The organism is Neorhizobium sp. BETTINA12A, from assembly GCF_023006485.1.
Classification (GTDB): Bacteria; Pseudomonadota; Alphaproteobacteria; order Rhizobiales; family Rhizobiaceae; genus Neorhizobium.
On sequence record NZ_JALBGW010000041.1, the window covers coordinates 12,255 to 33,782 of the forward strand.

A 21,528-nucleotide genomic window follows, 5' to 3' on the forward strand; every position below is an offset into this window, starting at 1 on the left:
TTAGCGCTTCAGAAGCGGGCCGATCTGGCCGCAGATCTGCTGGAGGGCTACCGGGATATTCGCATCCGGACGCCAGACGGCATCGAGGCCCGAACGAACCACCTGCTGGATCTGCGCAAAGCCGGTATGGCCCGGAATGACCTTGCCGGTGGCGATGCCGGAGATCACGACCTTGTCGATCTGCTCCTGGCTCAACAGCGGATTGGTCTTCTTCAGGACTTCGGCGTTCAGCAGCGACTTGCGAGCCGACGGGAAGAACTGGCTGAGCTTGGCCGAGTTTTCCGGGTTCGTCATATAGGCGACGAATTCGGCGGCCGTCTTGGCGTTCTTGCCCGACTGCATGACGCCGACGCCGGCCTGGCCGATCAGCGCATAATTGCCGGCCGGCCCCTTCGGCAGCGGCACGAGATCCCAGGCGAACGGCTTGTCCTTCGGCAGCAGCGAGGCGCGGCTGATCTGAGTGATCGTCATTGCCGCATTGCCGGCGAAGAAGTCGACGCTTTCGCCGGGGCCCGGCATCGCCTTGTTCTTGAAGACGGCGTCATGAATGAAGGTCAGCGCGTCGACCATCGGCTTTTCGGTCATCGTGCAGGTCTTGCCGTCGGCACTCCATGGCGACGCGCCCCAGCCGTTCCAGACGGAGGCAAGGTTCTGCCAGATCTGATAGTTGAAGTCGCGGACGATCAGGCCACCCTTGCCAGTCTTGCCGACGGTGGATGCGGTGGCGATGGCGTTGTCCCATGTCCACTGGTTAGCGGCGATCATTTCCGCCGGGGTCTTGGCGCCGGAAGCCTTGATGAGGTCGTTATTGACGAACATCGCAAACGGCGAGGTCGAGAACGGATAGGCAAACAGCTTGCCGTCCTTGGTCCAGCGCTCGGCGGCCGTGGCGCTCAGTTCTTCTGCATTATAGCCCTTGGTGGACTTGAGCGTATCGGTCAGCGGAAAGAGCGCGCCGGAATTGACGAAGTCATAGGCCGCGGTCTCGAAGATCCAGGCCATGTCAGGCGCATTGCCGCCGGCGATCTGGGTCGTCAGCGCCGTCGTATAGGTATCGAACGGCAGCGACTCGTAGGTCACCGTCACGTTCGGATGGTCCTTCTTGAAGCCGGCGGCGATGTCGCCAAACAGCTTCAGATGCGCCTCGTTGGCGCTCCAGATGGTCATGCGCAGGTTGACGGCATCCTGCGCGTTGGCGATGCCGCTCCAGCAGAGCGGCACGGCCACGGCCAAGGCCGCGACGGCAGATTTCAATGTCCGATGATAGTTCATTCCCGTTCCTCCTCCAAAGATTGGTTTTGATAGACGGTCCATTGGCCGTCCTTAGTAGGCCGCGATATCCGGCCAGCGCATTTCGATGCCTTCACGGGTAAGCTCTCTCTGAAAATTCTGGAGCTTCTCGTCGTTTTCCTGGACCTGATGCGGCGTAAGATTTTTGTCGAGGCAATGGGCGGCGAGCATGCCGGCGACCTCGCCGATGTTCCATTCGACCGGGTGAAGCCGGTAGCAACCATTGGTGATGTGGGTCGTGCCGATGTTCTTGCCGGCCGGGATGAGGTTCTTCACCCGCTCAGGCAGAAGTGCACCAAGGGGGATCTCGAACGGGCAGGAAGGCACGTCGATATAGTTGTCGCCGCCGGTCGAGGGATGCAGATCGATCCGGTACATGCCGATGCCGATGCTGTCGCGGTAGTTGACCGCGCCCTTCTCCCCGCGCACCGAATAGGACAGGTGCTGCTCGACGATGCGGGTCACCGGCTTGATACGGCGGCTCTCGCGGATATAGGGAGCCATGGCAAGCCCGTGTTCGGTGCCGGTAATGTCGCCGCGCAGGCGAAGCCCCGGAAAACCCTGGCCGCCATCGACGCGCGGCGCTTCGGTCTGCAGCCAGTAGAACAGCGAATAGGAGAGGTCGGCAGCCGATTTGAGCTGTTTCGCCTTGTCCTCTTCGGAAAGGTCGATGATCGTGCCTTCCATGTAGTCGATCATCGGCCAGTTCACGAGGCAGATGTCGGAGGCGTAGGCGCCGGGCACGAAGTTATTGCGCGCCGCGATGCGCCGGAAGATCCACAGGTTCTCGTCGCCGCCACCCTTGCGTTGGTCGGCATCGACGGCGAGCGGATCGTCATTGGGATTGGGCGTGAACGAGCGGGTGGTGAAATCCAGCGTGCGCGGATGCGGCGCAGTGAAGCCGAGCAAAGGTCCGCCCCAGAAATGCGGCTGGTACGCGCGCCAGTAATCGTAGTTTTCCGGCTTGTCGATCGTCTGGTCGCCGTCGACGTGATCGATCGCAAAGCAGATCGACACGGCCTGGACATTGTCCGGCTGCGCTTGCGGTGGAGCACTCGGCTCGCCGGTGTCGGACTGGGCCTCGAAGCCTTTCACATATTCGGTGCCGGTCATCGGCAGCAGATCGCCGAGCTCGGTCGCATCGAGGATATAGGCGGCGGAGATGGTGATCTCGCGGCCGGTATCGCGATGACGCACGGTAACGGAGCGCACAGTATCCCCGTCGACATCGGCGGCGACCGGGCGATAGGGCTGCAGCACCTTTAGCTTGCCCGCGCCGCGATAAGGCATCAGCATCGCTTCCATGACGGCCAGGCTGACGCGCGGTTCGGCGCAGACGCGGCTGACCCAGCCGGCTCCCGGATTGAGGTCGCCCCAGGCACGCGCGCCCTCAGTTAACGGATAATGATCGCGGTAATATTGGCGGATACCTTGCCGCAGCTTCCGGTAGGAACGGGTAATTCCGAACTGCTCGACCCAGGTATGTTCGTCCGAGGGTACCGCCTGGCTGGTCAGCTGGCCGCCGATCCAGTCGAACTCCTCGGTCATGATCACGCTGCGGCCGGCCCGGCATGCACCGAGTGCTGCCGCAACACCGCCAAGACCGCCGCCTACCACCAGAATATCCGTATGCATCTCTGTCACGTTGATCATGTCCGTCTTTTTGCGGGTCCAAGGGTTTCCCCCTCGACCGGTTCACAGGTCAGAAGAATTTGGCCGCCGGCATCTCCACTTTCGATGCGGCGCACCAGCATCGCAGTCGCCTGCCGGCCCATTTCCTCGCGGGGGATGTCGAAAGAGGTGAATTGCACATGGCTGCGCTCGGCGCGGATATGACTGCCGAGCACGACGGCCGAAAAATCGCCGGGAATGGACAGGCCCCGCGCGCGCGCGGCCGCCTCGACGCGCACCGCATCGGCGAGCTCGACAAAGAAGGCGACAGTCGCACCGCTGCCAAAAAGAGCGTCCAGTATCTCGTCTGCCGCGCGTCCCACCGTTTCGATATGCAGGACAAGCTCAAGACCGTCGCCGAGGGCACCGTCAAAGCCCGACCACCGATCGGCAGTCGATTCCGCCGGTCCCGGTGGGCCGATATAGGCGAGCTTCGAATGCCCGAGCCCCCTTGCCTTCTCGACGAGCGCCCGCGTGCCATTCGCATAATCGCCGCCGACATAGGGAACCGGTCCGCCGGCATCCTCGCGTCGGCCGATCGCCACGAACGGATAGTCGCCGGCTACCAGTCGCGTCAGCTCCGCACGGTCGAATTCGCGGCCGAGCACGAGGCAGCCATCGGCGATCCTCAAGCGATTCCCATCGGCAAAGATTTTCCGATCCTGCCCGACACCGGCGCCGGTCAGGAGCAGAAGGTCGTAATTCTGGATCTGCGCCTCTTCCTCGATGCCGAGCAGAAAGGGCGTGAAGAAGTCGGCCTGGGCGCTTGGAAAAGCCGGCTCGTAGGTGAACACGCCGAGAATGCGGTTCAGCCCCTTCGCCATCCGGCGCGCGATGGGATCGGCAACGTAACCGGTGGTGCGGATGACCTGCTGGACGCGCTCGCGGGTCTCCTGCGGAATACGCGCCAGAGCTGTCGGCGCGCCGTTCAGCACAAGCGAAACGGTCGCCTGGCTGACGCCGGCCAATTTCGCAATATCGTGCTGGGTCAAACGCTTAGGCGCCGCCACGCAACATCCTCCCTGTCTCCTCTTGACTGCTAATGCGTATTAGCAGCTAATACGTATAAACAAGATTGCACCGGCTGCTGTCAAGCGGGAAAATGAAGGAAAAGCTGATGATATTTGCGGAGCATCTGAAATCGCTTTCAATTTCCGGCACCCGCGTATTCGGCGACAGCATCACCGCCGGCTTCAACGCCTCCCGCCCCGAACTCGCCTGGCCGGCTCTGTTTGCCGGTGCGGTCGATGGCTTCCCGATCCGCAATCACGCCATTCCGGGAACGGTGTTGCAGGGCTCGAAGCTCGCCGAGGGAAAGCCGAGGCCGAACAATGGAGTCGGAAGGTTTGTTGAATCACTTCTTGATCGACCGCACGAGGACGCGATCCTGATCCTCTATGGCTACAATGACGCCCGCTACACCGCGGGCCCCGAAACCATGAATGCCGCAGGCTTCGTGCGGGATTATAGCCGTATCCTGAAGGCCCTGATCGCAGCCGGGCACGGGCAAAGGATCGCGATCGGCAGCCCGCCCTATATTCCGGATGCCGGATTCTCGGTCGGAAGTACGGGCTTCACCGGCCAGACCCGCCAGGGCTTTGAGCGTTATGTGGAGGCGGTCCGCGAGATCGCTCGGCAATTCTCGGTTTTTTACGCCCCGGTCTACGAACGGATGATGGAGCACGGCGACGGCTTCCTCGCCTCGCCCGACATCACCCATCCCAACGACGCCGGCCACCGGGTGATCTTCGAAGCGTTCCGGCATGCCGCTCGGTGATGATCTCGGGCACTGCGCCGCAGTCGCCATGCGGCGACAGCCCCTTCAGCAGTGGGCGTCGACCCTGTCACCGTCTGACGACAAACTCGAACACTTCTTCCTTCGGCTCGACGCCGAGGCCGGCGCCGGTCGGCACCACGTAGGTGCCCTCGCCCGACGCCATGTCGCCCTTGGTATAGGTGAGGTTCCGGTCGAAGATCGAGTGCTGGTATTCGTGATAGGGCACGTTCTGCAGCGCCGACGCGGCCTGCAGGCTGGCCGCCATGAAGATGCCGACGCTGATCGATGCGTGCGGCATGATGTTCATGTGAAAGGCCTGCGCCATCTGGCCGATGCGGATGAACTCGGTGATGCCTGTATGGCCCATTTCCGGCTGCACGATGCTCATCGCCCGCTTTTCGAACCGTGGCCTGTATTCATAGGTGGTGCGCAATTCCTCGCCGAGCGCCAGCGGCACGCCGATGCCGGCCGCAACCCGCGCTTGGCCTTCGAGGTTTTCCGGCTGCACCGGCGCCTCGGCAAAATAGAGATTGTAGGGTTCCAGCCGCCGGATGATGCGGATCGCCTCGCCCGCCTCGAACTTCCAGTGCAGGTCGACCATCAGGTCGATGTCCGGACCGACCGCTTCACGCAGAGCCGCCATTTCCTTGACGATATCCTCCTCGGAGACGACTGCCGCGAACTTGATGCCCTTGTAGCCCTTGCCGACCCAATGGACGGCCAGATCGCAACGCTCCTTCAGCGTCGCTTTCGGCAGGCCTGAGACATAGGCGCGGATCGTATCGTACCGCCGCCCGCCGAGCAGGGTGGAGACCGGCACCCCGAGGTTCTTACCGGTCAGGTCCCAGAGCGCAATGTCGACGCCGGCAAGCGCATCGAGGTAGTAGCCACCGAAGAAACCCCGCACCCGCATCAGGTCATAGAGATCCTCGTGAATAACCGCCGCATCGCCCGGATCGCGGCCGATGATGACCGGGCCGAGCACGTCGTCGATGATCGCCTTGGTCGCTTCGGGAGCGACGATGCCGTAACACTCACCCCAGCCGACCTTGCCGCTCTCGCCGGTGACCTTGATCAGCAGCGTCATGTCGGTCGAGGGATAGATGGTGCGGTTGCCCTTGCGGATCAGGTAACCGCGCGCGTTGATCGCCTCGCCCTCTTTCAGCGGCCCAAGATAGGGCACCTCGCGGGGAATGGAGATGATGAAGGTCTCGACCGAGACGATCGCATCGACGACGTTTTTTGGCATGGGTTCCGGCTCAATTGGGCTTGTGATTGGTATAGGGCAGATCGGCCTCCGCCAGAAGCAACGCCAGTTCCCTGGCATCGCCCTCGTCGAATTTCGGTCCCTTGCCGCGCACGAAGGTGTGCTTGATCACACCGCGGCGGCGCAGCACTTCCTTGGTCATGTGCATGCGGAAGATGGCCTGGAAATTCAGGAGCGGCAGAGAGACGTTATAGAGTTTTCGTGTCGTCGCGACATCGCCCTTCTGCCAGGCATGGATCATCTGAGCGTGGATATCGGCAAGCTCGGCGGCGGGCATGGTGCCGGCCGCACCGCGCGCCAGTTCGTCGGTGATGTAACGCCCGCCGGCCCCCCCGAAGATCGCGTCAAGCGAACCGTTGGCCGCCGCCTTGATCCGGGTCAGATGCTGGCCGCAGGGCGCGGTCTCTTCCTTGACGTAGCGGATTTCAGGCACGGCATTGGCAACTGCCGCCACCTCTTCCGGCGTCAGCCCCGCGCCGATCGGCTTCGGTTGGTTCTGCAGCATGATCGGCACGCCGGCATTGGCAGCGACTTCCCTGAAATAAGCAGTCTGCGCGGCGATGTCGTTCCCGAGCGAAAGCGGCGCCATCACCATGGCCGCCCCTGCCCCGATCTTCGCCGCCTGCGCCACGTGCTTGGCCGCAGCCTTCGGATCCGGGTCGCTGGCGCCGATAATGATCGGGATGCGCCCGCCGATCCGCTCCGCCAGCAGTTCCACCTGCCGCTTGCGCTCCTCCGGCGTCAGCGTGTCCACTTCGCTGGCGACCCCCGGATAAACGACGCCGTCCACATTGCTCTCCAGCGCAAAATCGATGATCGACAGGAAATCCGCCTCGTCGATCGAACCATCGTCGCGGAACGGTGTGGGAAGAACGGGGAAAGCCCCGGCGAGGATCTTGCTCATTTGACTGCTCCGGCGGTGACGCCCTGAATGAAATAACGTTGGAGGAACATGAAGGCCGCAACGATGGGCGCAGACGCGATCAGCGATGCCGCCATGGCGCCGCCCCAGTCGGAATTGACCTCGTTGAGATAGGTGAGAAGCAGGCCAGGCCCGATGGTGCGCTTCTCGTCCGAGACGATCAGCGTCATCGAATAGAGAAGGTCGTTCCAGGACCACATGAAGGAATAGAGGAATACCGTGACGATCGGCGGGATCGAGATCGGGATGACGATCGTATGGAAGATCCTGAGATCGCTCGCGCCATCCGCCCGCGCCGCATCGATCAGCTCGTCCGGCACCTGGGTAAAGTAGCTGTAGAGCATGTAGGTCGAGACCGGCAGCGCAAAGACGATATAGCTGAGGATCAGGCCCGGCCTTGTGTCGAGCAGGTTCAGCTCGCTCATCAGCGGATAGATGGAGATCAGCAGCAGGCCGAACGGAAACATCTGCGCCGAGAGCATGAACAACATCACCGGCTGGCGGCCGAAATAACGGTATTTGGCGAAGCTGAAGCCGGCATAAAGCGCCAGCAGCGTCACCAGCGCGGCGCTGCAGGTCGAAGTGATCAGGCTGTTCATCAGGTACATCGGCAACTTGCCGGCAGTCAGCGCCCGGATGAAATGCTCGAGACTCGGCATCGTCGGAAACGGCGTCGGCACCACCCGGTAGAGCTCGGCATTCGCCTTCAGCGACGAGATCACCAGCCAGTAGAGCGGGAAGAACAGGAAGAAGCCGATCACAGCAAGGGCGGCAAAAAAGACGATTTTTGCCTGACGGGAGGAAAGGTCGAACATCTCAGTTTCCTTTCACCAGCATGCGCAGATAGAGGAAGGCGGGCGGTAGGAGCGCTGCAACCCAGAGCACGCCGACAGCGGAGGCAAAGCCGATATCCCATTGCTCGAAAGCGCGGCGATAGACCTCGACGGAGAGAACCGTCGTCGCCCGCACCGGTCCGCCGCCGGTCAGCGCATAAATCGTATCGAACTGCTGCAGATTGCCGATTACGCCGAGAACCACGACGATCATCAGAACCGGGCGCAGGTGCGGCAGGATATGGTCGCGCAGCACCGCCCAGTTTCCGGCGCCGTCGACGCGGGCGGCATCGATCTGCTCCTTGTCGAGGTTTTGCAGGCCGGCCAGGAAGAAGGACATGAAGAGTGGGATGGAGAGCCAGATCTTGGTCAGCACCACGGCGAGCATCGCGCCTTCAGGCGTCGACAGCCAGGCCTGTGGGTAGTCAATCAGCCCCAGTTCCATCAGCAAGGCGTTGAGCACGCCGTAACGGGAATTGAAGATCCAGCCCCAGATGAAGGCGCTGACCGTCGAGGGCAGCACCCAGGGCAGCAGCGACAGCGATCGCAGCACCGCACGGCCGGCAAACTGCTGGTTCATGATCAGCGCCCAGCCGAGACCGGCGACCAGCGTGCCCGTTGTCGTCAACACCACGTAAATGGCCGTCGTCCAGAACGCCGCCCAGACATCCGGGTCCGACGCGATCTTATAAAAATTCTCGAAGCCGATGAAACGCGGCTCCATCATCTCGACGGTGTATTCGAACAGCGACAGGCCAAGCGCCGACAGAAACGGATAAAGGATGACCGCGGCAAAGGCGACTGCCGCCGGCAGCAGCAGAAGAAGCCCGATGCGGTTCTGCCCGGCTTTCAGCCCCCCGCGGTTCGCATGCGGCGAGACCGGATAGGCTCCGACATTGTTTTCGATCACGGCCATGGAGGCTATTTCCTGTAGATATCATTATGCCGCAGGCACAGAGCACGACGCCCCCTCACCCGGCCTCCGCTATGCTCGGCCACCCTCTCCCCGCTGGGGAGAGGAGGGACGGCGGCAGCGCGGCATATCTCTTCTCCCCTCGGGGAGAAGGTGCCGGCAGGCGGATGAGGGGGAGCCTCGACCGACCTATTCCGACTTCTTCGCCTTCTCCATGCTGGTCGTCAGCCGAGCCTGCATGGACTTGATGGCATCGTCGGCAGACTTCTGGCCGAGCAGCGCGCCCTGCACTTCCTCGCCGATGATGTTGGTGAGGTCGGCGGCATTGGACCAGATGCCGACTTCGTTGCGGCGGGCGTCTCCCGTCGCAGCCGACCAGTTCTTGAGATAGGCGTCGTCGGCAACCGCCGCGCGGGCGGACTTGGTGACCGGCAGCGCGCTCATCTTCAACGGAAGGTCCGTCTGCACCTTGTCCGAAATGATGTAGGTCAGGAACTTGTCGGCCGGATCATCCGCCTTGGCCTTGCCGGCGGCTGCGAACTGCACGAGCAGATGTCCCCACTGGACGGAAACAGACTTGTCACCTGCCTTCAGCACAGGTGTCGGCATCGGCAGCACGTTGGCATCGAAGGCCTGGCCTTTGCCGGAGAAATCACGCAGGAAGGTTCGCGTCTGCGGGGCGTCGAGATAGAAGGCCGAAGCGCCCTGCGCCAGCAGGCGGCGCGAGTCCGGGCGGTCGATTTCCGGAGCAGCCAACCGGTCTTTCAGCAAGCCGACCATGAAGCCGAGCGCATCGCGGCTCTGCTGGCTGTCGACGACGACCTTGCCGGCGTCGTCAATGATCCGGCCGCCATGCACCCAGTTCCAGACCATGAAGTCGATCAGGATCGAGCCGTTGTTTTTGGTCGCCATGGAGTACGGCACCGAGTTGGGCACCTTGTCGCGCACCGAGATCAGAGCTTTCTTGAAGTCATCAACGGTCTTCGGCACGTCATTGATGCCGGCCTTCGCAAGCACTTCCTTATTGGCCACCATGCCGATCGAACCGGACAGAAGCGGCAGCGCAAGCTGCTTGCCGTTGATATTGCCCATGGCGAGCGCATCCGGCGCGAAAGCCGCCTGGAGCTTGTCCTTGCCGTAGACCGTGTTCAGGTCGACAAGATTGTCGAGGCTCGCGAAGGTCGGCAGCCAGCGTTCGGAAAGCTGGGCGACATCGGGCAGAGTCTTCGACCGGGCGCGCAGAAAGATATTCTTCTGCATGTCGCCCCAGGCGAAGCCGAGCGGCTCGACCGTCAGCTTCTCGGCCTTCTGAAAATTGTCCAGGACACCCTGGACGATCGCCTTGTTGGCCTCTTCCGCGTAAGTGAAGCTCATGAAGCTGAGATCGGCTGCCTTGGCGGCACCGGAGCCGAGCGCAAGCGCGACAGCGGCGGTGCCGATCAGTCTGGTAAAGGTGTTCATCAGATCCTCCCGAAACGATGATGATGGAACTCTGTTTCAACCCGAAAAAGGTCAAGCGGCGAGCGCCGTATCCGCCTTGCCTTTGTTAGACGACGCCTCCATCGACGATGAATGTCTGTGACGTGATGAGGCGGGAATCGTCTGCCGCCAGGAACAGCGCCATGCGGGCGATATCAGGCGGCAGCAGATGCTCCTTGAGGCACTGAACCTCGAGGTATTCGGAAAACTTGCCCTGGTAGACACGCTTGGCGCGCTCCACCTGGCGCTCGGTCAGCACCCAGCCGGGCGCAATCGAGTTGACACGGATATTGCGTGTCCCCAATTCGCGGGCGAGCGACTTGGTCATGCCCATGACGGCGGATTTGGCGGTCGTATAGAAGATCAGCCCGGCAGCACCACGCATCCACGAGATCGAGCCCATGTTGATGATCGACCCGCCACCAGCCTCCGCCATTTCCGGCACGACCGCCTGAACAGCAAAGAACTGATGGCGCAAATTGGTCTGGAAACGCTCGTCCCAATAGTCCGGCGTCACGTCTTCGAGCGGCATGCGATCGTCATTGCCGGCATTGTTGACGAGCACTCGGATAGGGCCGATCTCGGATCGGAGTGCCTCGATCCCTTCCTTCAGGGCGTCGATGTCACGCAGATCCGCCGCACGATAGAACGGGGTATTGCCGGTCTTCCTGCCGACCGTTTCGGCCGTCTCGTCGGCCACATTGGCATTAAGGTCGAGAAAGCCGACCTTGCAGCCCTGGGCGCAGAAATGCTCGACAAGCGACGCGCCGATGCCCGATCCTCCGCCGGTGATCAGCACGCCCCTGCCCTTGAGGCTCGGATATGTCGCGGCCTCGACCTCAACCTTTGCAATGAGTTCGGGATGGATGGTCATGCGGCCTCCAGGGCAACGGGACGCGCGGAGGCAAGCGAAAGGCCGGCGGCGGAAAAGACGTGGATCATCGCCGGGTCGACATGGACGCCAATCGGCTCGCTACGCTTGACGGCGCGATCGCCGGACAGGCGCACGACGACCATCTCATCGGAACCTTCGAGCGCCACATAGGCATAGGTGTCGCTGCCGAGATGTTCGGTCATGGTGACGGTCCCAGCGAGCGAATCCGGGGCGCCGCGGCTCACCAGCTCCACATGCTCCGGCCGGATGCCGATCTCTGCCGGCGCGGAGGACAGGTCGCGCGGCAGACGCACTTCTCCGCCCGGAACAGTAAAGACGCCTTCGCTCTTCCTGGCGCCGAGGCTCAGGAAATTCATCCGCGGCGACCCGATGAAGCCCGCGACGAAGCGGTTGACCGGCTTGTTGTAGAGGTCGAGCGGCGAACCGATCTGTTCGACGCGGCCGGAATTCAGCACGACGATCTTGTCCGCCAGCGTCATCGCCTCGATCTGGTCGTGGGTCACATAGACCATCGTCGTGCCGAGCGTATCCTTCATCCGGGCGATCTCGATGCGCATCTCGACGCGCAGCGAGGCATCAAGGTTGGAAAGCGGCTCATCGAACAGGAAGATGCGCGGTTCGCGCACGATGGCACGGCCGATCGCGACGCGCTGGCGCTGACCGCCGGAAAGCTGGCGGGGCTTGCGCTCCAGATAGGTGTCGATGCGGAGTTTCCTGGCCGCCTGGACGACGCGGGCATCGATCTCCTGCTTCGGCGTGCCAGCGAGTCTCAGCGCATAACCCATGTTTTCGGCAACCGTCATATGCGGATAGAGCGCATAGGACTGGAAGACCATGGCAATGCCGCGCTTGGCCGGCGGCACGTCGTTCACCAGTTCCCCGTCGATCGCCATCTTGCCCGAGGTGATTTCGTCGAGACCACAGATGAGACGCAGCAGCGTTGATTTTCCGCAGCCCGACGGACCGACGAAAGCGACGAATTCGCCGTCTTCGACCGTCAGGTCGATTCCCTTGAGGACTTCGGCCGAACCGAAGGATTTGCGGATGTCTTTGAGTTCAAGCTTGGCCATGGGTATCTCTTGAGTTCTCAGCCCGCGAACATCTGGGCTGCCTGGCCCTTGATGCCGGTATCGATGGAAAACACACTGCCCGAGAGCGGCGCTTCGGAAAGCTGCGCTGCCGAAAGCCGGATGCGGGCGGACGTCACGAACAGGGTCTGCATGTCGGGACCGCCGAAGACGCAGCTCGTCGGGCGCGGTATCGGCAGGTTGATCACCCGCTCCACCTTGCCCTGCGGATCGTAGCGGGTAACGCACCAGCCGTCCCAATGGGCGATCCATACGAAACCTTCCGCATCAACCGTCATGCCGTCCGGCTTGCCTTCGGCTTCCGGCACGGTGATAAAGGTCCGGCGATTGGCGACTTCGCCGTTTTCGATATCGAAATCATAGGCATAGACCGTCTGCCGGTTGGTATCGGTGAAATAGAAGGTGCGGTCGTCCGGGCTCCAGCCAAGACCGTTCGAGACGTGGAAACCGCGATCCATCTCCCGCGACCGCCCGTCCGGATCGATCCTCCAGAGCCGCCCCTGGTCCGGCGTCGTGTCGATCGCGAGCGTACCGGCCCAAAGCCTGCCGCGACGGTCGCACTTGCCGTCGTTGAAACGATTGCCGGGACGGTCTGCCTCCGGCCGCGAGATCGTCGTGATGTCGCCGGTCGAAAGATCGATGCCGCGAATCTCGCCATGCATGGCGGCGACGAAACCGCCGCGCGCGCGGGGTATCACGAAACCAATCAGCTCCGGCAACTGCATGGACGTATAGGTGCCCTTGGCGGGGTCGCCCGTATGCACGGCCGGCGCCAGGATATCGACAAAATAGAGCTTCTTGTGCTCCGGCGACCAGTGCGGGCCCTCGCCGAGAAACGTGCTTGCCGGAATGACGCAGCGCACGTCGGCGCGATCGGGGCCGAGAGGACGCGGCTTGACCGCAAGCGACATGGGAAACTCTCCAAAATTACCGGATGTGCGGCGCGCCGCCTCGATGACGTCGCGGCCGAAAGCGTGCAGCCGGTCGACCGGCAGCCGGAAGGATGGGCCGATAATGCCGATCGCGCCGATCGGTTCGCCGCGATGGTTGAGGACGGGTGCGGCGACCGAGGAAATGCCGATATGCTGCTCATCGACCGAGACGGCGTAACCGCGGGCCTTGGTAAGATCGAGCTGGCGGCTCAGCTCCTCGGCATTGACGATCGTGTTCGGGGTCAGTCGCTCCAGTTCGATGCCGTCGAGCAGCGCGCGGCGTTTTTCGAGCGTCAGATGCGCCAGGATCGCCTTGCCGAGGCCGCTGGCATGCGGTGCTGCGCGCGAGCCGACGCCATTGTTGAGGCGCAGCGGTTGCGGCACTTCCCGCTGGTCGATGTAAAGAACGCTGCCGCCGTCGAGCACGCCGAGACGGATCGCCTCGCCCGTCAGGTCGCGAAGCCGCGCCAGTTCCGGTTCGGCAGCCCCGCGCAGATCGAAATTGTCCCACACCTTATGAGCCCATTGGAACACCCGCGGCGCCAACCGGTAGACCTGGTCGCGTGTATCGAAGTGGAGCAGCCGCTCGTCGACCAGCGCCTGCAGCAGCCGGTGCAGCGTGCCCTTCGGCAATTGAGTCTGGTCGAGCAGCTCGGTGAAGCGCAGGCCGCGGGCTTCGGCCGCCACGGCATCGACAATCTGAATGCCGCGCGTCAGCGCCTGAACACCCGGCACGCTGCCGGTATCATTGGCGACATCCTTGTCGATCGCTTCCAATTGTACCTTGGCCATGCCCTCTCCCTGGACGACGATTTTCAGTGCTGCTCCCACAGCATGCCGTCTCGCTCTTGCCAAGAGAGTTATCTTGGAACTAAGTTCCATGTCAACAGTGAAACTGAAGCGGCGAGGAAGTTGCCGTCCATGGGAGGATATCTTGCGCATCACCAAAGTGGACCATTGGCTGGTCCGTATGCCGTTCACCGAGGACATTCTCTGGGGTTCCGGGCGGCGAATCGGCACGACTCGGCTGATCTGCCGGATTGAGACGGATGCCGGGATCATCGGCTGGGGCGAGACGATCTCGCTGATCGCCAACGTGCCCGCAGTATTCGCCGATGTCGTCGCACCACTGGCGATCGGATACCCGGTCGCGGATGCGGAACGTTTCCACCGCCATGTGCTCGGCGCCGGCTTCTATCACCACAAGCGCGCTGCAGTGATGGCGATCTGCGCCATGGAAATGGCGATGTGGGATGCGCTCGGCAAACAGGCGAACCTGCCGCTTTATGCCATGTGGGGCGGCCGCTGGCGCAAGGATGTCGAGGCCGCCGCCTATCTCTTCACCAATGATCCCAAAGGTCTCTCGGAACGCCTGAAGCGTTTCCTCGACATCGGTTACACGACCTTCAAGGTGAAGATCGGTTTTGACGAAAGGAGCGACATCAGGCTTGCCGAAACCTCCCGAAAGGAGATCGGCGACCATCCGCTGCGGCTCGACGTCAACGGCGCCTGGAACCCGGCGACCGCCAAGCGCCAGCTCGAAAAACTGAAGGCTTTCGACCCTGCCTACGTGGAGCAGCCGCTGGAACTCGACGACCTCGCCGGCCATGCGGCGCTCGTCGCCCGCTCCACGGTGCCGATCGCGCTCGACGAAAGCGCCTACACACTGTCCGATGTCGGCAACATCATCCGCGCCAATGCAGCCGATGTCGTGCTCCTCGATCCGCACGAGGCCGGCGGGCTTTGGCAGACGATCAAGGCGGCGGCAATCTGCGAGGCGGTCGGCATTTCGGTGACGCTGCATTCCGGAGCCGAACTGGCCCTGTCGCAATCTGCCTATATCCACCTCGCGGCCTCGCTTCCCAACATGTCGATCGCCATCGATACCGAACGTGCCTATCTCGGCGGCGATATCTCGCCCAATCCGCCGGTCCTGAAGGACGGCCGTTTCCAGGTGCCGGAAGGCCCGGGTCTCGGCGTCGAAGTGGATGTCGAACTGCTCGAAAAATACAGCGTATCCGGCATTGCCGGCGCCTATCTCGATACCGAACGCAAGGACTGGTTCCCGGTCAAACCCGCCTATTAGGATGATTCCCCCATGTATATTGCAATCGAATGGACCTCCGCCGCCTTCCGTGCACTGCTTCTCGACGACACCACGGTGCATGGCGAAAAGAAGAGCGACCGCGGCACGACCAAGGTCACGGCCGGCGGTTTCGAAGCCGCACTCCGCGAGGAACTGGGCGACTGGATCGACAGAGCGGAAACGATCCTGTTTTCCGGCATGGTCACCAGCCGCAACGGCTGGATCGAAAGCCCTTTCGCCCCGGTGCCGGCAGGGCCTGCGGATTTGTTGGCCCAGGCGGTTGCGCATGAGGTCGAAGGCCTGCCACCGCTGATCTTCCTGCCCGGCATCGCCCAGACCAAACCCTTGCCCGACGTGATGCGCGGCGAGGAAATGTCGCTCTTCGGCCTCACGGAAAACGACGGCATCTTCGTGCTGCCCGGCCCTCATGCCAAATGGGTGACGATGGAGAGCGGCCGCATCACCGCGATCACCACCTACATGTCGGGCGAAATCCTCAATCTGCTCAAGAAGGATTCGCTTGTCTCGCGCCTCATCCCGGCAGCCTACGAGGAGCGCCCGGACGCCTTTCGCCGCGGGGTCCAGACAGCGCTTGAACAAGAGACCCTACCCGGCCGCATCCTCGCCCGCGTCTTTTCAGCGCGCAGCCTGGTCCTGTTCGATCGTCTGGCGCCGGAAGAGATCACCGATTATCTGACCGGCCTGATGATCGGCGCGGAAATCTCGGAAGCGCTCGGGCAGGACAAACCGAGGAAAATCAACATCGTCGGCCACGCCGCGCTCGCCGAGCGTTACAAGACGGCGCTCGAGATCTTCGGGGCGCAGACAAATCTCGTCACGCCCGACATCGCCGCCGGTTTCCGGCGGGTCGCCTCTCGACAGGGTGATACGTCACGGGCTATCGAAGGGGCGAAAGCCGCTTCGGGAGAAATGTGACCATGCCAAAACCCACCTCGATCATCCTCGATTGGGGAACGAGCTCGCTGCGCGCCATGCTGGTTTCGGAAACAGGCGAAACGCTCGATACCCGCGATACGTCGAGCGGCGGCATCCAGTTCGTCAAGAACGGCGCCTTCGAGCAGGCGTTGATGGAAACGGTGGGTGAGTGGTTTTCGGCACATGGCCCCCTGCCCGTCCTGGCAAGCGGCATGATCACCAGCCGCAACGGCTGGGTCGAAGTACCCTATGTGGACACGCCCGGCGGGATCGCCGAGCTTGCCGCCGGCACGCGCAAACTCACTCTTCAGAACGGCGCCGTCATCACCTTCCTGCCCGGCATGCGCGATCCGGCCGCAAAACCCTTTCCGGATGTGATGCGCGGCGAGGAAACCCAGATCGTCGGCTACGGCCTCAAGCGCGACCGCACCCTGGTCCTGCCCGGCACCCATAGCAAATGGGCACGGGTCAGGGACAACCGCATCGACGGTTTCCAGACCTACGCGACCGGCGAGGTATTTTCGCTTCTGACCAAACATTCCTTCATCGCCAAGGCTCTCGAGCCGCAGCCGGGCGCCGAGCCCGACTGGCAGAGTTTCGATCGCGGGGCGGACTTCGCAGCGAGCGAATCGGCCGCAGCCGATGCCTTCCTGTCGGCGATCTTCAGCGCCCGCACCGGCATTCTCGACGGCAAATTGAAGCCCGAAGATATCCTCGATTACGTCTCCGGCCTCGTCATCGGCTCGGAATTCCGCCAGGCCCGTGCCGCCGGCTGGTTCAAGAACGGCGATACGATCGGCATCGTCGGCAACAACGTGCTCAACAGCCGCTACGGCCGGATCGCGCCGCTGTTCGGCCTGACGGTCGAACCCGCTCCGGAAAACGCCGCGAAACGCGGCATCATGCTGATCGCGGCCGAAGCCGCGCAATAAAGGAGTTTCGAGATGACCTTCCAAGAGGCGCTCAAGGCATGCAATCTCGTCGCCATCCTGCGCGGCATCAAGCCGGAAGAAGCGGAAGCGGTGGGCGAGGTACTCGTCGAGGCGGGTTGGCGGATCATTGAAGTGCCGCTCAACTCCCCCGATCCGCTGAAAAGCATCGAAAAGCTCGTCAAGCGTTTCGGAGACCAGGCACTGATCGGTGCCGGCACCGTACTGACCCCGGCCCAGGTCGCCGATGTCGCCGCGACCGGCGCCAAGGTGATCATCTCGCCAAACGCGAATGTCGAAGTCATCAAGGCCAGCCGCGCAGCCGGTATGGTGAGCCTGCCGGGTGTCGCAACCCCGACGGAAGCCTTCGCGGCGATCGAGGCCGGCGCCAGCGGCATCAAGGCCTTTCCGGCGGAAGCCATCCCGCCCTATGTCATCAAGGCATGGAAGGCGGTACTGCCGAAGGACATTCCGGTTCTGGCGGTCGGCGGTGTCACGCCCGAGAACATGGCTGTCTACGCGCAGGCGGGTACCGCCGGTTTCGGCATAGGCTCCTCCCTTTACAAACCCGGTGCCGACATCGCCTCCATCGGGCAAAAGGCGAGAGAATTCATGGACGCGATGCGCGCGCTTTGACGTCTAAAACCCTGTCGCAATACCGTCGCGAAGCGGAACTATCGTTTTCCTCCTGAGTTTTAGCCCAAGCAGGGCAAACCGGAGGGGACGATCTTGGCAGTTATCCGCAACAGCGCCGAACATCAGCAGAAGGTGTATGAACGGTGGGCGCCGGTCTATGACCGGGTCTATCGAGGCTTGCTGCGCGACGGACATCGCACCGTCGCAAGGCTCGCCGCCGAAGTCGGACGGGACATCCTCGAAGTCGGCGTCGGCACCGGGCTCGTATTGCCCTATTATCCGAAACACTGCCGCGTCACCGGCATCGATCTTTCCGAACACATGATCGCCAAAGCGCGTGAGAAGGTCGCGCGCGCCGGGCTAGCCCACGTTCAGTCGCTGCATGTCATGGATGCGCACAATCTCGAATTCGCCGATCGTTCGTTCGACGCCGTCTGCCTGCCCTTCGTCATCACGCTGATCCCGAATCCCGAACGTGCCCTTGACGAATGCGCCCGCGTGCTACGCCCGGGCGGCGAGATCATCGTTGCGAGCAAGCTCGGCGACGGGCGGGGACTGCAAGGGGCGATCGAAGATGTTGTCGCGCCGCTAGTGCATCGGGTTGGGTGGAGCTCGTCCTTCCGCATCGCCCGGATTGTCGAATGGGCGAAGCGCCGAGGCGATTTCGAGGTGGCGGAAATCCGTCGCGTGTTCCCGAATGGTTTCTTCAAGGTCATGCGCCTGAAGCATCGCATGGCCGCTTGAACGCGGGGATCACTTGGCCTTCAGGACAGAGACCGCAAGTTCGCTGTTGTGGACGTATTCGTTGGCATCCGGCTGGCGTTGCACAAGCAGGATGAATAGCAAGTCCGTCAGCATCAGCTGCGCATCGCGCGCGGTGATGGAGGACGAGCGCACCCGCTCCTCGTCCGCGACCGTATAAAGTCGGATATCCGCCGCCTGCATCAGCGGATTCCCATTGAGACCGGTAATGGCGATCACCGTCGCGCCGCGCTGGCGCGCCAGTTCGGCGATCCTCAGCGTCTCGAAACTGGTGCCGGAATAGGAAAGTGCCAGCAGCACGTCCTGGCTGTTGAGCGTCGAGACATTCGCCATCTGCACATGGCTGTCGCTGTCATGCAGCACGTTGCGCCCGAGTTTCATCAGCTTGTAGGAAAAATCGCGGGCGACCAGCGACGATGCCCCGACGCCGGCCATATGGATGCGTCGCGCATCGTTGAGCGCCGTCAGGGCCCGCTCGATCTCCTGCTCGTTGTTGACCGCAAGCGTCTGCTGCATGGACAGCATCTTGCTGCCGATCAGCTTCTGCAGGATCGTCAGGTAGCTGTCGCCGACCTCGATCGAGCCGTGGATCATGCCGGGAGGCGCATGCCATTCCTGCGCCTTCGCCTCGCTGACGGCGAGTTTCAGCTCCTGGTATCCGGCAAAACCCAGCTTCTGGCTGAATTTTACGACGCTCGACTGGCTGCGCCCCGTCTCGGCCGCGAGCGCTGCGGAGGAAAGCCGCAGCATCTGGTCCGGATTGTCGAGGATGAACTGGCCGATCTCCCGGTCCGCCGGCGCCATATCCTCGAGCTGCGCGTTGATCTTCTTTAAGACTGACATGCGTTCCTATGGAAGCTCCGGGATACGGCCTTGGGTCGGGTGGAGGATATCACCGGAACGGTCCTCCGCAACAGCGTTTCCATTCTTAAACCAAGGATGGATTATCGCAGATAATGCTGCACAAAGGAATAAAAAATTCCGAATGATTGACAGAGGCGCCGGGTGGTTTAGTTTCGACGAAGCGCAGATTGATTTGAGATTCACCGCGCCTCTTCGACAGGTTTCGCCATGGACAGATTACGGATCGTCGGCGGTCATCGGCTCCAGGGAGCCGTCACCATTGCCGGGGCGAAAAACGCGGCGCTCCCGCAGATCGCGGCAACGCTGCTCAGCCCCTACCCGGTCGAGCTCACCAACCTGCCGCAGGTCAGCGACGTGGAAAACATGCTGGGGGTCGTCGAGTTGCATGGCGCCGCCGTCACCCGCACCGGCCATTCCACCATCGTAGATGCCAAGGCAATCGTCTCGAAAGAGACCTCCTACGACACCGTTCGCAAGATGCGCGCCACCGTGCTCGTCCTCGCACCACTGCTCGCCCGCTTCGGCCAGGCGCGCGTATCGCTCCCCGGCGGCTGCGCCATCGGTGCGCGCCCGGTCGACATGCATGTCAAGGCGTTGGCAGCGCTGGGTGCGGACATTGATATCGAGAGCGGCCTGATCGTCGCCTCGGCACCGGGCGGATTGAAGGGCAGCCGTATCGTGCTTCCCTCCCCCTCCGTCGGCGCCACCGAAACCGCGATGATGGCCGCGACCGCCGCCAAGGGCGAAACCGAAATCCTCAATGCCGCCCGCGAACCCGAAGTCGCCGATCTCGCCGCGTGCCTGATCGCCATGGGCGCACGCATCGAAGGCGCCGGCACCCACCGTATCCTGGTTCAAGGTTCAACCACCTGGCAGCCGGCGAAACATCACGGCATCCCCGACCGCATCGAGGCCGGAACTTACGCCGTGGCAGCCGCGATCACCGGCGGCATGCTGGAGCTTACCAACGCGCGGCTGGAAAACATGGCTTCCATCGTCCAGGTGCTGGAAGCGATGGGCGTCAGCATCTGGCCGAGCGACCGCGGCCTTGTCGTTTCGCGCGAAGGACCGCTGAAGGCAACCGATATCACCACCGAGCCCTATCCGGGTTTCCCGACCGATCTCCAGGCGCAGTTCATGGCGCTCGCGGCCTGTGCCGAAGGTGCATCGCTGATCCGCGAAACCGTCTTCGAAAGCCGGTTTATGCACGTGCCGGAACTGATGCGCCTCGGCGCCAATATCGCGCTCCAGGGAACCACCGCACTGGTGCGCGGCGGCGCGCCGTTGAAGGGTGCGCAGGTGATGGCGACGGATCTGCGCGCCTCCGTCTCCCTCGTGCTCGCCGGGCTGGTCTCGTCGGGCGAAACGATCATCAACCGGGTGTACCACCTCGACCGCGGTTATGAACAACTGGACCGCAAGCTTGGCCAATGCGGAGCCGATATCGAGCGGCTCAGCGCATGACGGCCGCAACCGAATACTTTTTCCTGGGGGTTGATGGCGGTGGTACCGGCTGCCGCGCCCGTATCGAGGACGCATCCGGCGCTGTACTCGGACAGGGTCTTTCCGGGCCTGCCACGACGCGGCTCGGTATCGAGCAGGCCTGGGCCTCGATCTCGCGCGCCTTTAACGCCGCCCTGGACGAAGCCGGGTTTGGACCTGACGCGATGGCCCGCACCCATGTGGGCGTCGGCCTTGCAGGCACCGGCCGCAAGGGCTCCGTCGAGGCCTTGAAGGCGATCCCGCACTCGTTCGCCAGCATCGATTTCGTCAGCGACGGCATGGGCGCGTGCCTCGGCGCGCATTCGGGTCGCGACGGCGCGATCGTCATTGCCGGCACCGGCTCGATCGGGCTCGGTTTCGCAGAAGGCCGCGACCTGCGCCTCGGCGGCTACGGATTTCCCATTTCGGACGAAGGCAGCGGTGCAGATCTCGGCCTGAAAGCCGTACAATTGGCGCTTCGGGCTCATGACGGGCGGATCGAGAAGACCGCTCTTCTGATCGAGGTGATGCAACGTTTCCAGAACGATCCTTACGAAGCCATCGGCTGGATGGACCGGTCGTCGGCCACCGACTATGCCTCCTTGGCGCCGATGGTGATGCGCCATGCGGATCAGGGCGATTCCGTCGGCCGCCGCATCGTCCAAAGCGCCGCCGAACAGATCGACACGCTGGTACGCACGCTGTTCGATCAGGGCGCGCCGCGCGTCACGCTGCTGGGCGGGCTGTCGAGCCCGCTTGAGGCCTG

General features: G+C 62.8%; 20 protein-coding genes. 8 read left to right on the forward strand and 12 right to left on the reverse strand.

All coding sequences use genetic code 11. From position 1 onward, the window contains the following. From MOV61_RS13135 to MOV61_RS13145, 3 genes are read right to left on the reverse strand one after another with little or no spacing between them, the layout of a single operon-like run. Entirely contained in the window at nucleotides 1–1,272 is a 1,272-nt protein-coding gene (locus MOV61_RS13135) for a sugar ABC transporter substrate-binding protein (protein WP_247136876.1), read from the reverse strand. A gap of 51 nt (nucleotides 1,273–1,323) precedes the next feature. Continuing rightward, nucleotides 1,324–2,925, reverse strand: coding sequence for an FAD-dependent oxidoreductase (locus MOV61_RS13140; protein ID WP_247136885.1), 1,602 nt, complete (start codon nucleotides 2,923–2,925; stop codon nucleotides 1,324–1,326). A gap of 14 nt (nucleotides 2,926–2,939) precedes the next feature. Beyond that, complete coding sequence (locus MOV61_RS13145; RefSeq protein WP_247136877.1) at nucleotides 2,940–3,971, reverse strand: LacI family DNA-binding transcriptional regulator; 1,032 nt, start codon at nucleotides 3,969–3,971, stop codon at nucleotides 2,940–2,942. Between the two features lie 107 nt (nucleotides 3,972–4,078). Here MOV61_RS13145 and MOV61_RS13150 point away from each other — a divergent pair, with 107 nt between their 5' ends. Further along, on the forward strand, nucleotides 4,079–4,738 hold the full coding sequence (locus MOV61_RS13150) for an SGNH/GDSL hydrolase family protein (RefSeq protein ID WP_247136878.1): 660 nt from the start codon (nucleotides 4,079–4,081) through the stop codon (nucleotides 4,736–4,738). A gap of 67 nt (nucleotides 4,739–4,805) precedes the next feature. Here the strand turns inward: MOV61_RS13150 and MOV61_RS13155 are convergent, their stop codons facing one another. The 8 genes from MOV61_RS13155 to MOV61_RS13190 form a co-directional block, all read right to left on the reverse strand. After that, nucleotides 4,806–5,987, reverse strand: coding sequence for a mandelate racemase/muconate lactonizing enzyme family protein (locus tag MOV61_RS13155; protein ID WP_247136879.1), 1,182 nt, complete (start codon nucleotides 5,985–5,987; stop codon nucleotides 4,806–4,808). Between the two features lie 10 nt (nucleotides 5,988–5,997). After that, nucleotides 5,998–6,909: a dihydrodipicolinate synthase family protein gene (locus tag MOV61_RS13160; protein ID WP_247032865.1), complete on the reverse strand. Its 912-nt coding sequence runs from the start codon at nucleotides 6,907–6,909 to the stop codon at nucleotides 5,998–6,000. Beyond that, nucleotides 6,906–7,742 carry a carbohydrate ABC transporter permease gene (locus MOV61_RS13165; RefSeq protein ID WP_247032864.1) on the reverse strand — a complete coding sequence of 279 codons (837 nt, stop codon included), beginning with the start codon at nucleotides 7,740–7,742 and terminating at the stop codon, nucleotides 6,906–6,908. Before MOV61_RS13165 ends, MOV61_RS13160 begins: the two co-directional genes overlap by 4 nt. A gap of 1 nt (nucleotide 7,743) precedes the next feature. Next, nucleotides 7,744–8,676 carry a carbohydrate ABC transporter permease gene (locus MOV61_RS13170; RefSeq protein ID WP_247032863.1) on the reverse strand — a complete coding sequence of 311 codons (933 nt, stop codon included), beginning with the start codon at nucleotides 8,674–8,676 and terminating at the stop codon, nucleotides 7,744–7,746. 186 nt (nucleotides 8,677–8,862) lie between these two features. Further along, the gene (locus MOV61_RS13175; protein ID WP_247032862.1) at nucleotides 8,863–10,134 is read right to left on the reverse strand and encodes an ABC transporter substrate-binding protein; all 1,272 of its coding nucleotides are present in this window, start codon (nucleotides 10,132–10,134) and stop codon (nucleotides 8,863–8,865) included. An 85-nt stretch (nucleotides 10,135–10,219) separates the two neighbouring features. Next, nucleotides 10,220–11,026 (reverse strand): SDR family NAD(P)-dependent oxidoreductase, encoded by an 807-nt coding sequence (locus MOV61_RS13180; protein ID WP_247032861.1) that lies wholly within the window; start codon nucleotides 11,024–11,026, stop codon nucleotides 10,220–10,222. Next, nucleotides 11,023–12,117, reverse strand: coding sequence for an ABC transporter ATP-binding protein (locus MOV61_RS13185; RefSeq protein ID WP_247032860.1), 1,095 nt, complete (start codon nucleotides 12,115–12,117; stop codon nucleotides 11,023–11,025). The genes MOV61_RS13180 and MOV61_RS13185 overlap by 4 nt, the downstream gene beginning before the upstream one ends. A 17-nt stretch (nucleotides 12,118–12,134) precedes the next feature. Beyond that, nucleotides 12,135–13,859, reverse strand: coding sequence for an SMP-30/gluconolactonase/LRE family protein (locus MOV61_RS13190; RefSeq protein WP_247032859.1), 1,725 nt, complete (start codon nucleotides 13,857–13,859; stop codon nucleotides 12,135–12,137). A 142-nt stretch (nucleotides 13,860–14,001) separates the two neighbouring features. Between MOV61_RS13190 and MOV61_RS13195 the strand changes: the two genes are divergently transcribed. The 5 genes from MOV61_RS13195 (at nucleotide 14,002) to MOV61_RS13215 (ending at nucleotide 18,398) form a co-directional block, all read left to right on the forward strand. Next, complete coding sequence (locus tag MOV61_RS13195; protein ID WP_247136880.1) at nucleotides 14,002–15,153, forward strand: mandelate racemase/muconate lactonizing enzyme family protein; 1,152 nt, start codon at nucleotides 14,002–14,004, stop codon at nucleotides 15,151–15,153. Nucleotides 15,154–15,165: 12 nt separating this feature from the next. Continuing rightward, the gene (locus MOV61_RS13200; protein WP_247136881.1) at nucleotides 15,166–16,089 is read left to right on the forward strand and encodes a 2-dehydro-3-deoxygalactonokinase; all 924 of its coding nucleotides are present in this window, start codon (nucleotides 15,166–15,168) and stop codon (nucleotides 16,087–16,089) included. 2 nt (nucleotides 16,090–16,091) lie between these two features. Continuing rightward, nucleotides 16,092–17,021, forward strand: coding sequence for a 2-dehydro-3-deoxygalactonokinase (locus MOV61_RS13205; protein ID WP_247136882.1), 930 nt, complete (start codon nucleotides 16,092–16,094; stop codon nucleotides 17,019–17,021). Nucleotides 17,022–17,033: 12 nt separating this feature from the next. Next, complete coding sequence (locus MOV61_RS13210; RefSeq protein ID WP_038543844.1) at nucleotides 17,034–17,654, forward strand: 2-dehydro-3-deoxy-6-phosphogalactonate aldolase; 621 nt, start codon at nucleotides 17,034–17,036, stop codon at nucleotides 17,652–17,654. 93 nt (nucleotides 17,655–17,747) lie between these two features. Continuing rightward, entirely contained in the window at nucleotides 17,748–18,398 is a 651-nt protein-coding gene (locus MOV61_RS13215; protein WP_247136883.1) for a class I SAM-dependent methyltransferase, read from the forward strand. A gap of 9 nt (nucleotides 18,399–18,407) precedes the next feature. On the opposite strand, the gene MOV61_RS13220 is transcribed toward MOV61_RS13215, so the two are convergent. Beyond that, nucleotides 18,408–19,259 carry a MurR/RpiR family transcriptional regulator gene (locus MOV61_RS13220; RefSeq protein WP_038543847.1) on the reverse strand — a complete coding sequence of 284 codons (852 nt, stop codon included), beginning with the start codon at nucleotides 19,257–19,259 and terminating at the stop codon, nucleotides 18,408–18,410. Nucleotides 19,260–19,487: 228 nt separating this feature from the next. On the opposite strand from MOV61_RS13220, the gene murA reads away from it, so the two are divergent. Together murA and MOV61_RS13230 are read left to right on the forward strand one after the other, a co-directional pair. Next, complete coding sequence (gene murA, locus MOV61_RS13225) at nucleotides 19,488–20,744, forward strand: UDP-N-acetylglucosamine 1-carboxyvinyltransferase (RefSeq protein WP_247032853.1); 1,257 nt, start codon at nucleotides 19,488–19,490, stop codon at nucleotides 20,742–20,744. After that, nucleotides 20,741–21,528: N-acetylglucosamine kinase (locus tag MOV61_RS13230; RefSeq protein WP_247136884.1), on the forward strand; the 788-nt coding region annotated here is incomplete at its 3' end. The genes murA and MOV61_RS13230, both read left to right, overlap by 4 nt.

Coding starts and splice junctions, on each gene's coding strand:
- MOV61_RS13220 (WP_038543847.1), bottom strand. CDS start 19,259: ATGTCAGTCTTAAAGAAGATCAACGCGCAGCTCGAGGATATGGCGCCG.
- MOV61_RS13205 (WP_247136882.1), top strand. CDS start 16,092: ATGCCAAAACCCACCTCGATCATCCTCGATTGGGGAACGAGCTCGCTG.
- MOV61_RS13180 (WP_247032861.1), bottom strand. CDS start 11,026: ATGACCATCCATCCCGAACTCATTGCAAAGGTTGAGGTCGAGGCCGCG.
- murA (WP_247032853.1), top strand. CDS start 19,488: ATGGACAGATTACGGATCGTCGGCGGTCATCGGCTCCAGGGAGCCGTC.
- MOV61_RS13165 (WP_247032864.1), bottom strand. CDS start 7,742: ATGTTCGACCTTTCCTCCCGTCAGGCAAAAATCGTCTTTTTTGCCGCC.
- MOV61_RS13135 (WP_247136876.1), bottom strand. CDS start 1,272: ATGAACTATCATCGGACATTGAAATCTGCCGTCGCGGCCTTGGCCGTG.
- MOV61_RS13190 (WP_247032859.1), bottom strand. CDS start 13,859: ATGGCCAAGGTACAATTGGAAGCGATCGACAAGGATGTCGCCAATGAT.
- MOV61_RS13155 (WP_247136879.1), bottom strand. CDS start 5,987: ATGCCAAAAAACGTCGTCGATGCGATCGTCTCGGTCGAGACCTTCATC.
- MOV61_RS13170 (WP_247032863.1), bottom strand. CDS start 8,676: ATGGCCGTGATCGAAAACAATGTCGGAGCCTATCCGGTCTCGCCGCAT.
- MOV61_RS13175 (WP_247032862.1), bottom strand. CDS start 10,134: ATGAACACCTTTACCAGACTGATCGGCACCGCCGCTGTCGCGCTTGCG.
- MOV61_RS13200 (WP_247136881.1), top strand. CDS start 15,166: ATGTATATTGCAATCGAATGGACCTCCGCCGCCTTCCGTGCACTGCTT.
- MOV61_RS13160 (WP_247032865.1), bottom strand. CDS start 6,909: ATGAGCAAGATCCTCGCCGGGGCTTTCCCCGTTCTTCCCACACCGTTC.
- MOV61_RS13210 (WP_038543844.1), top strand. CDS start 17,034: ATGACCTTCCAAGAGGCGCTCAAGGCATGCAATCTCGTCGCCATCCTG.
- MOV61_RS13185 (WP_247032860.1), bottom strand. CDS start 12,117: ATGGCCAAGCTTGAACTCAAAGACATCCGCAAATCCTTCGGTTCGGCC.
- MOV61_RS13140 (WP_247136885.1), bottom strand. CDS start 2,925: ATGCATACGGATATTCTGGTGGTAGGCGGCGGTCTTGGCGGTGTTGCG.
- MOV61_RS13150 (WP_247136878.1), top strand. CDS start 4,079: ATGATATTTGCGGAGCATCTGAAATCGCTTTCAATTTCCGGCACCCGC.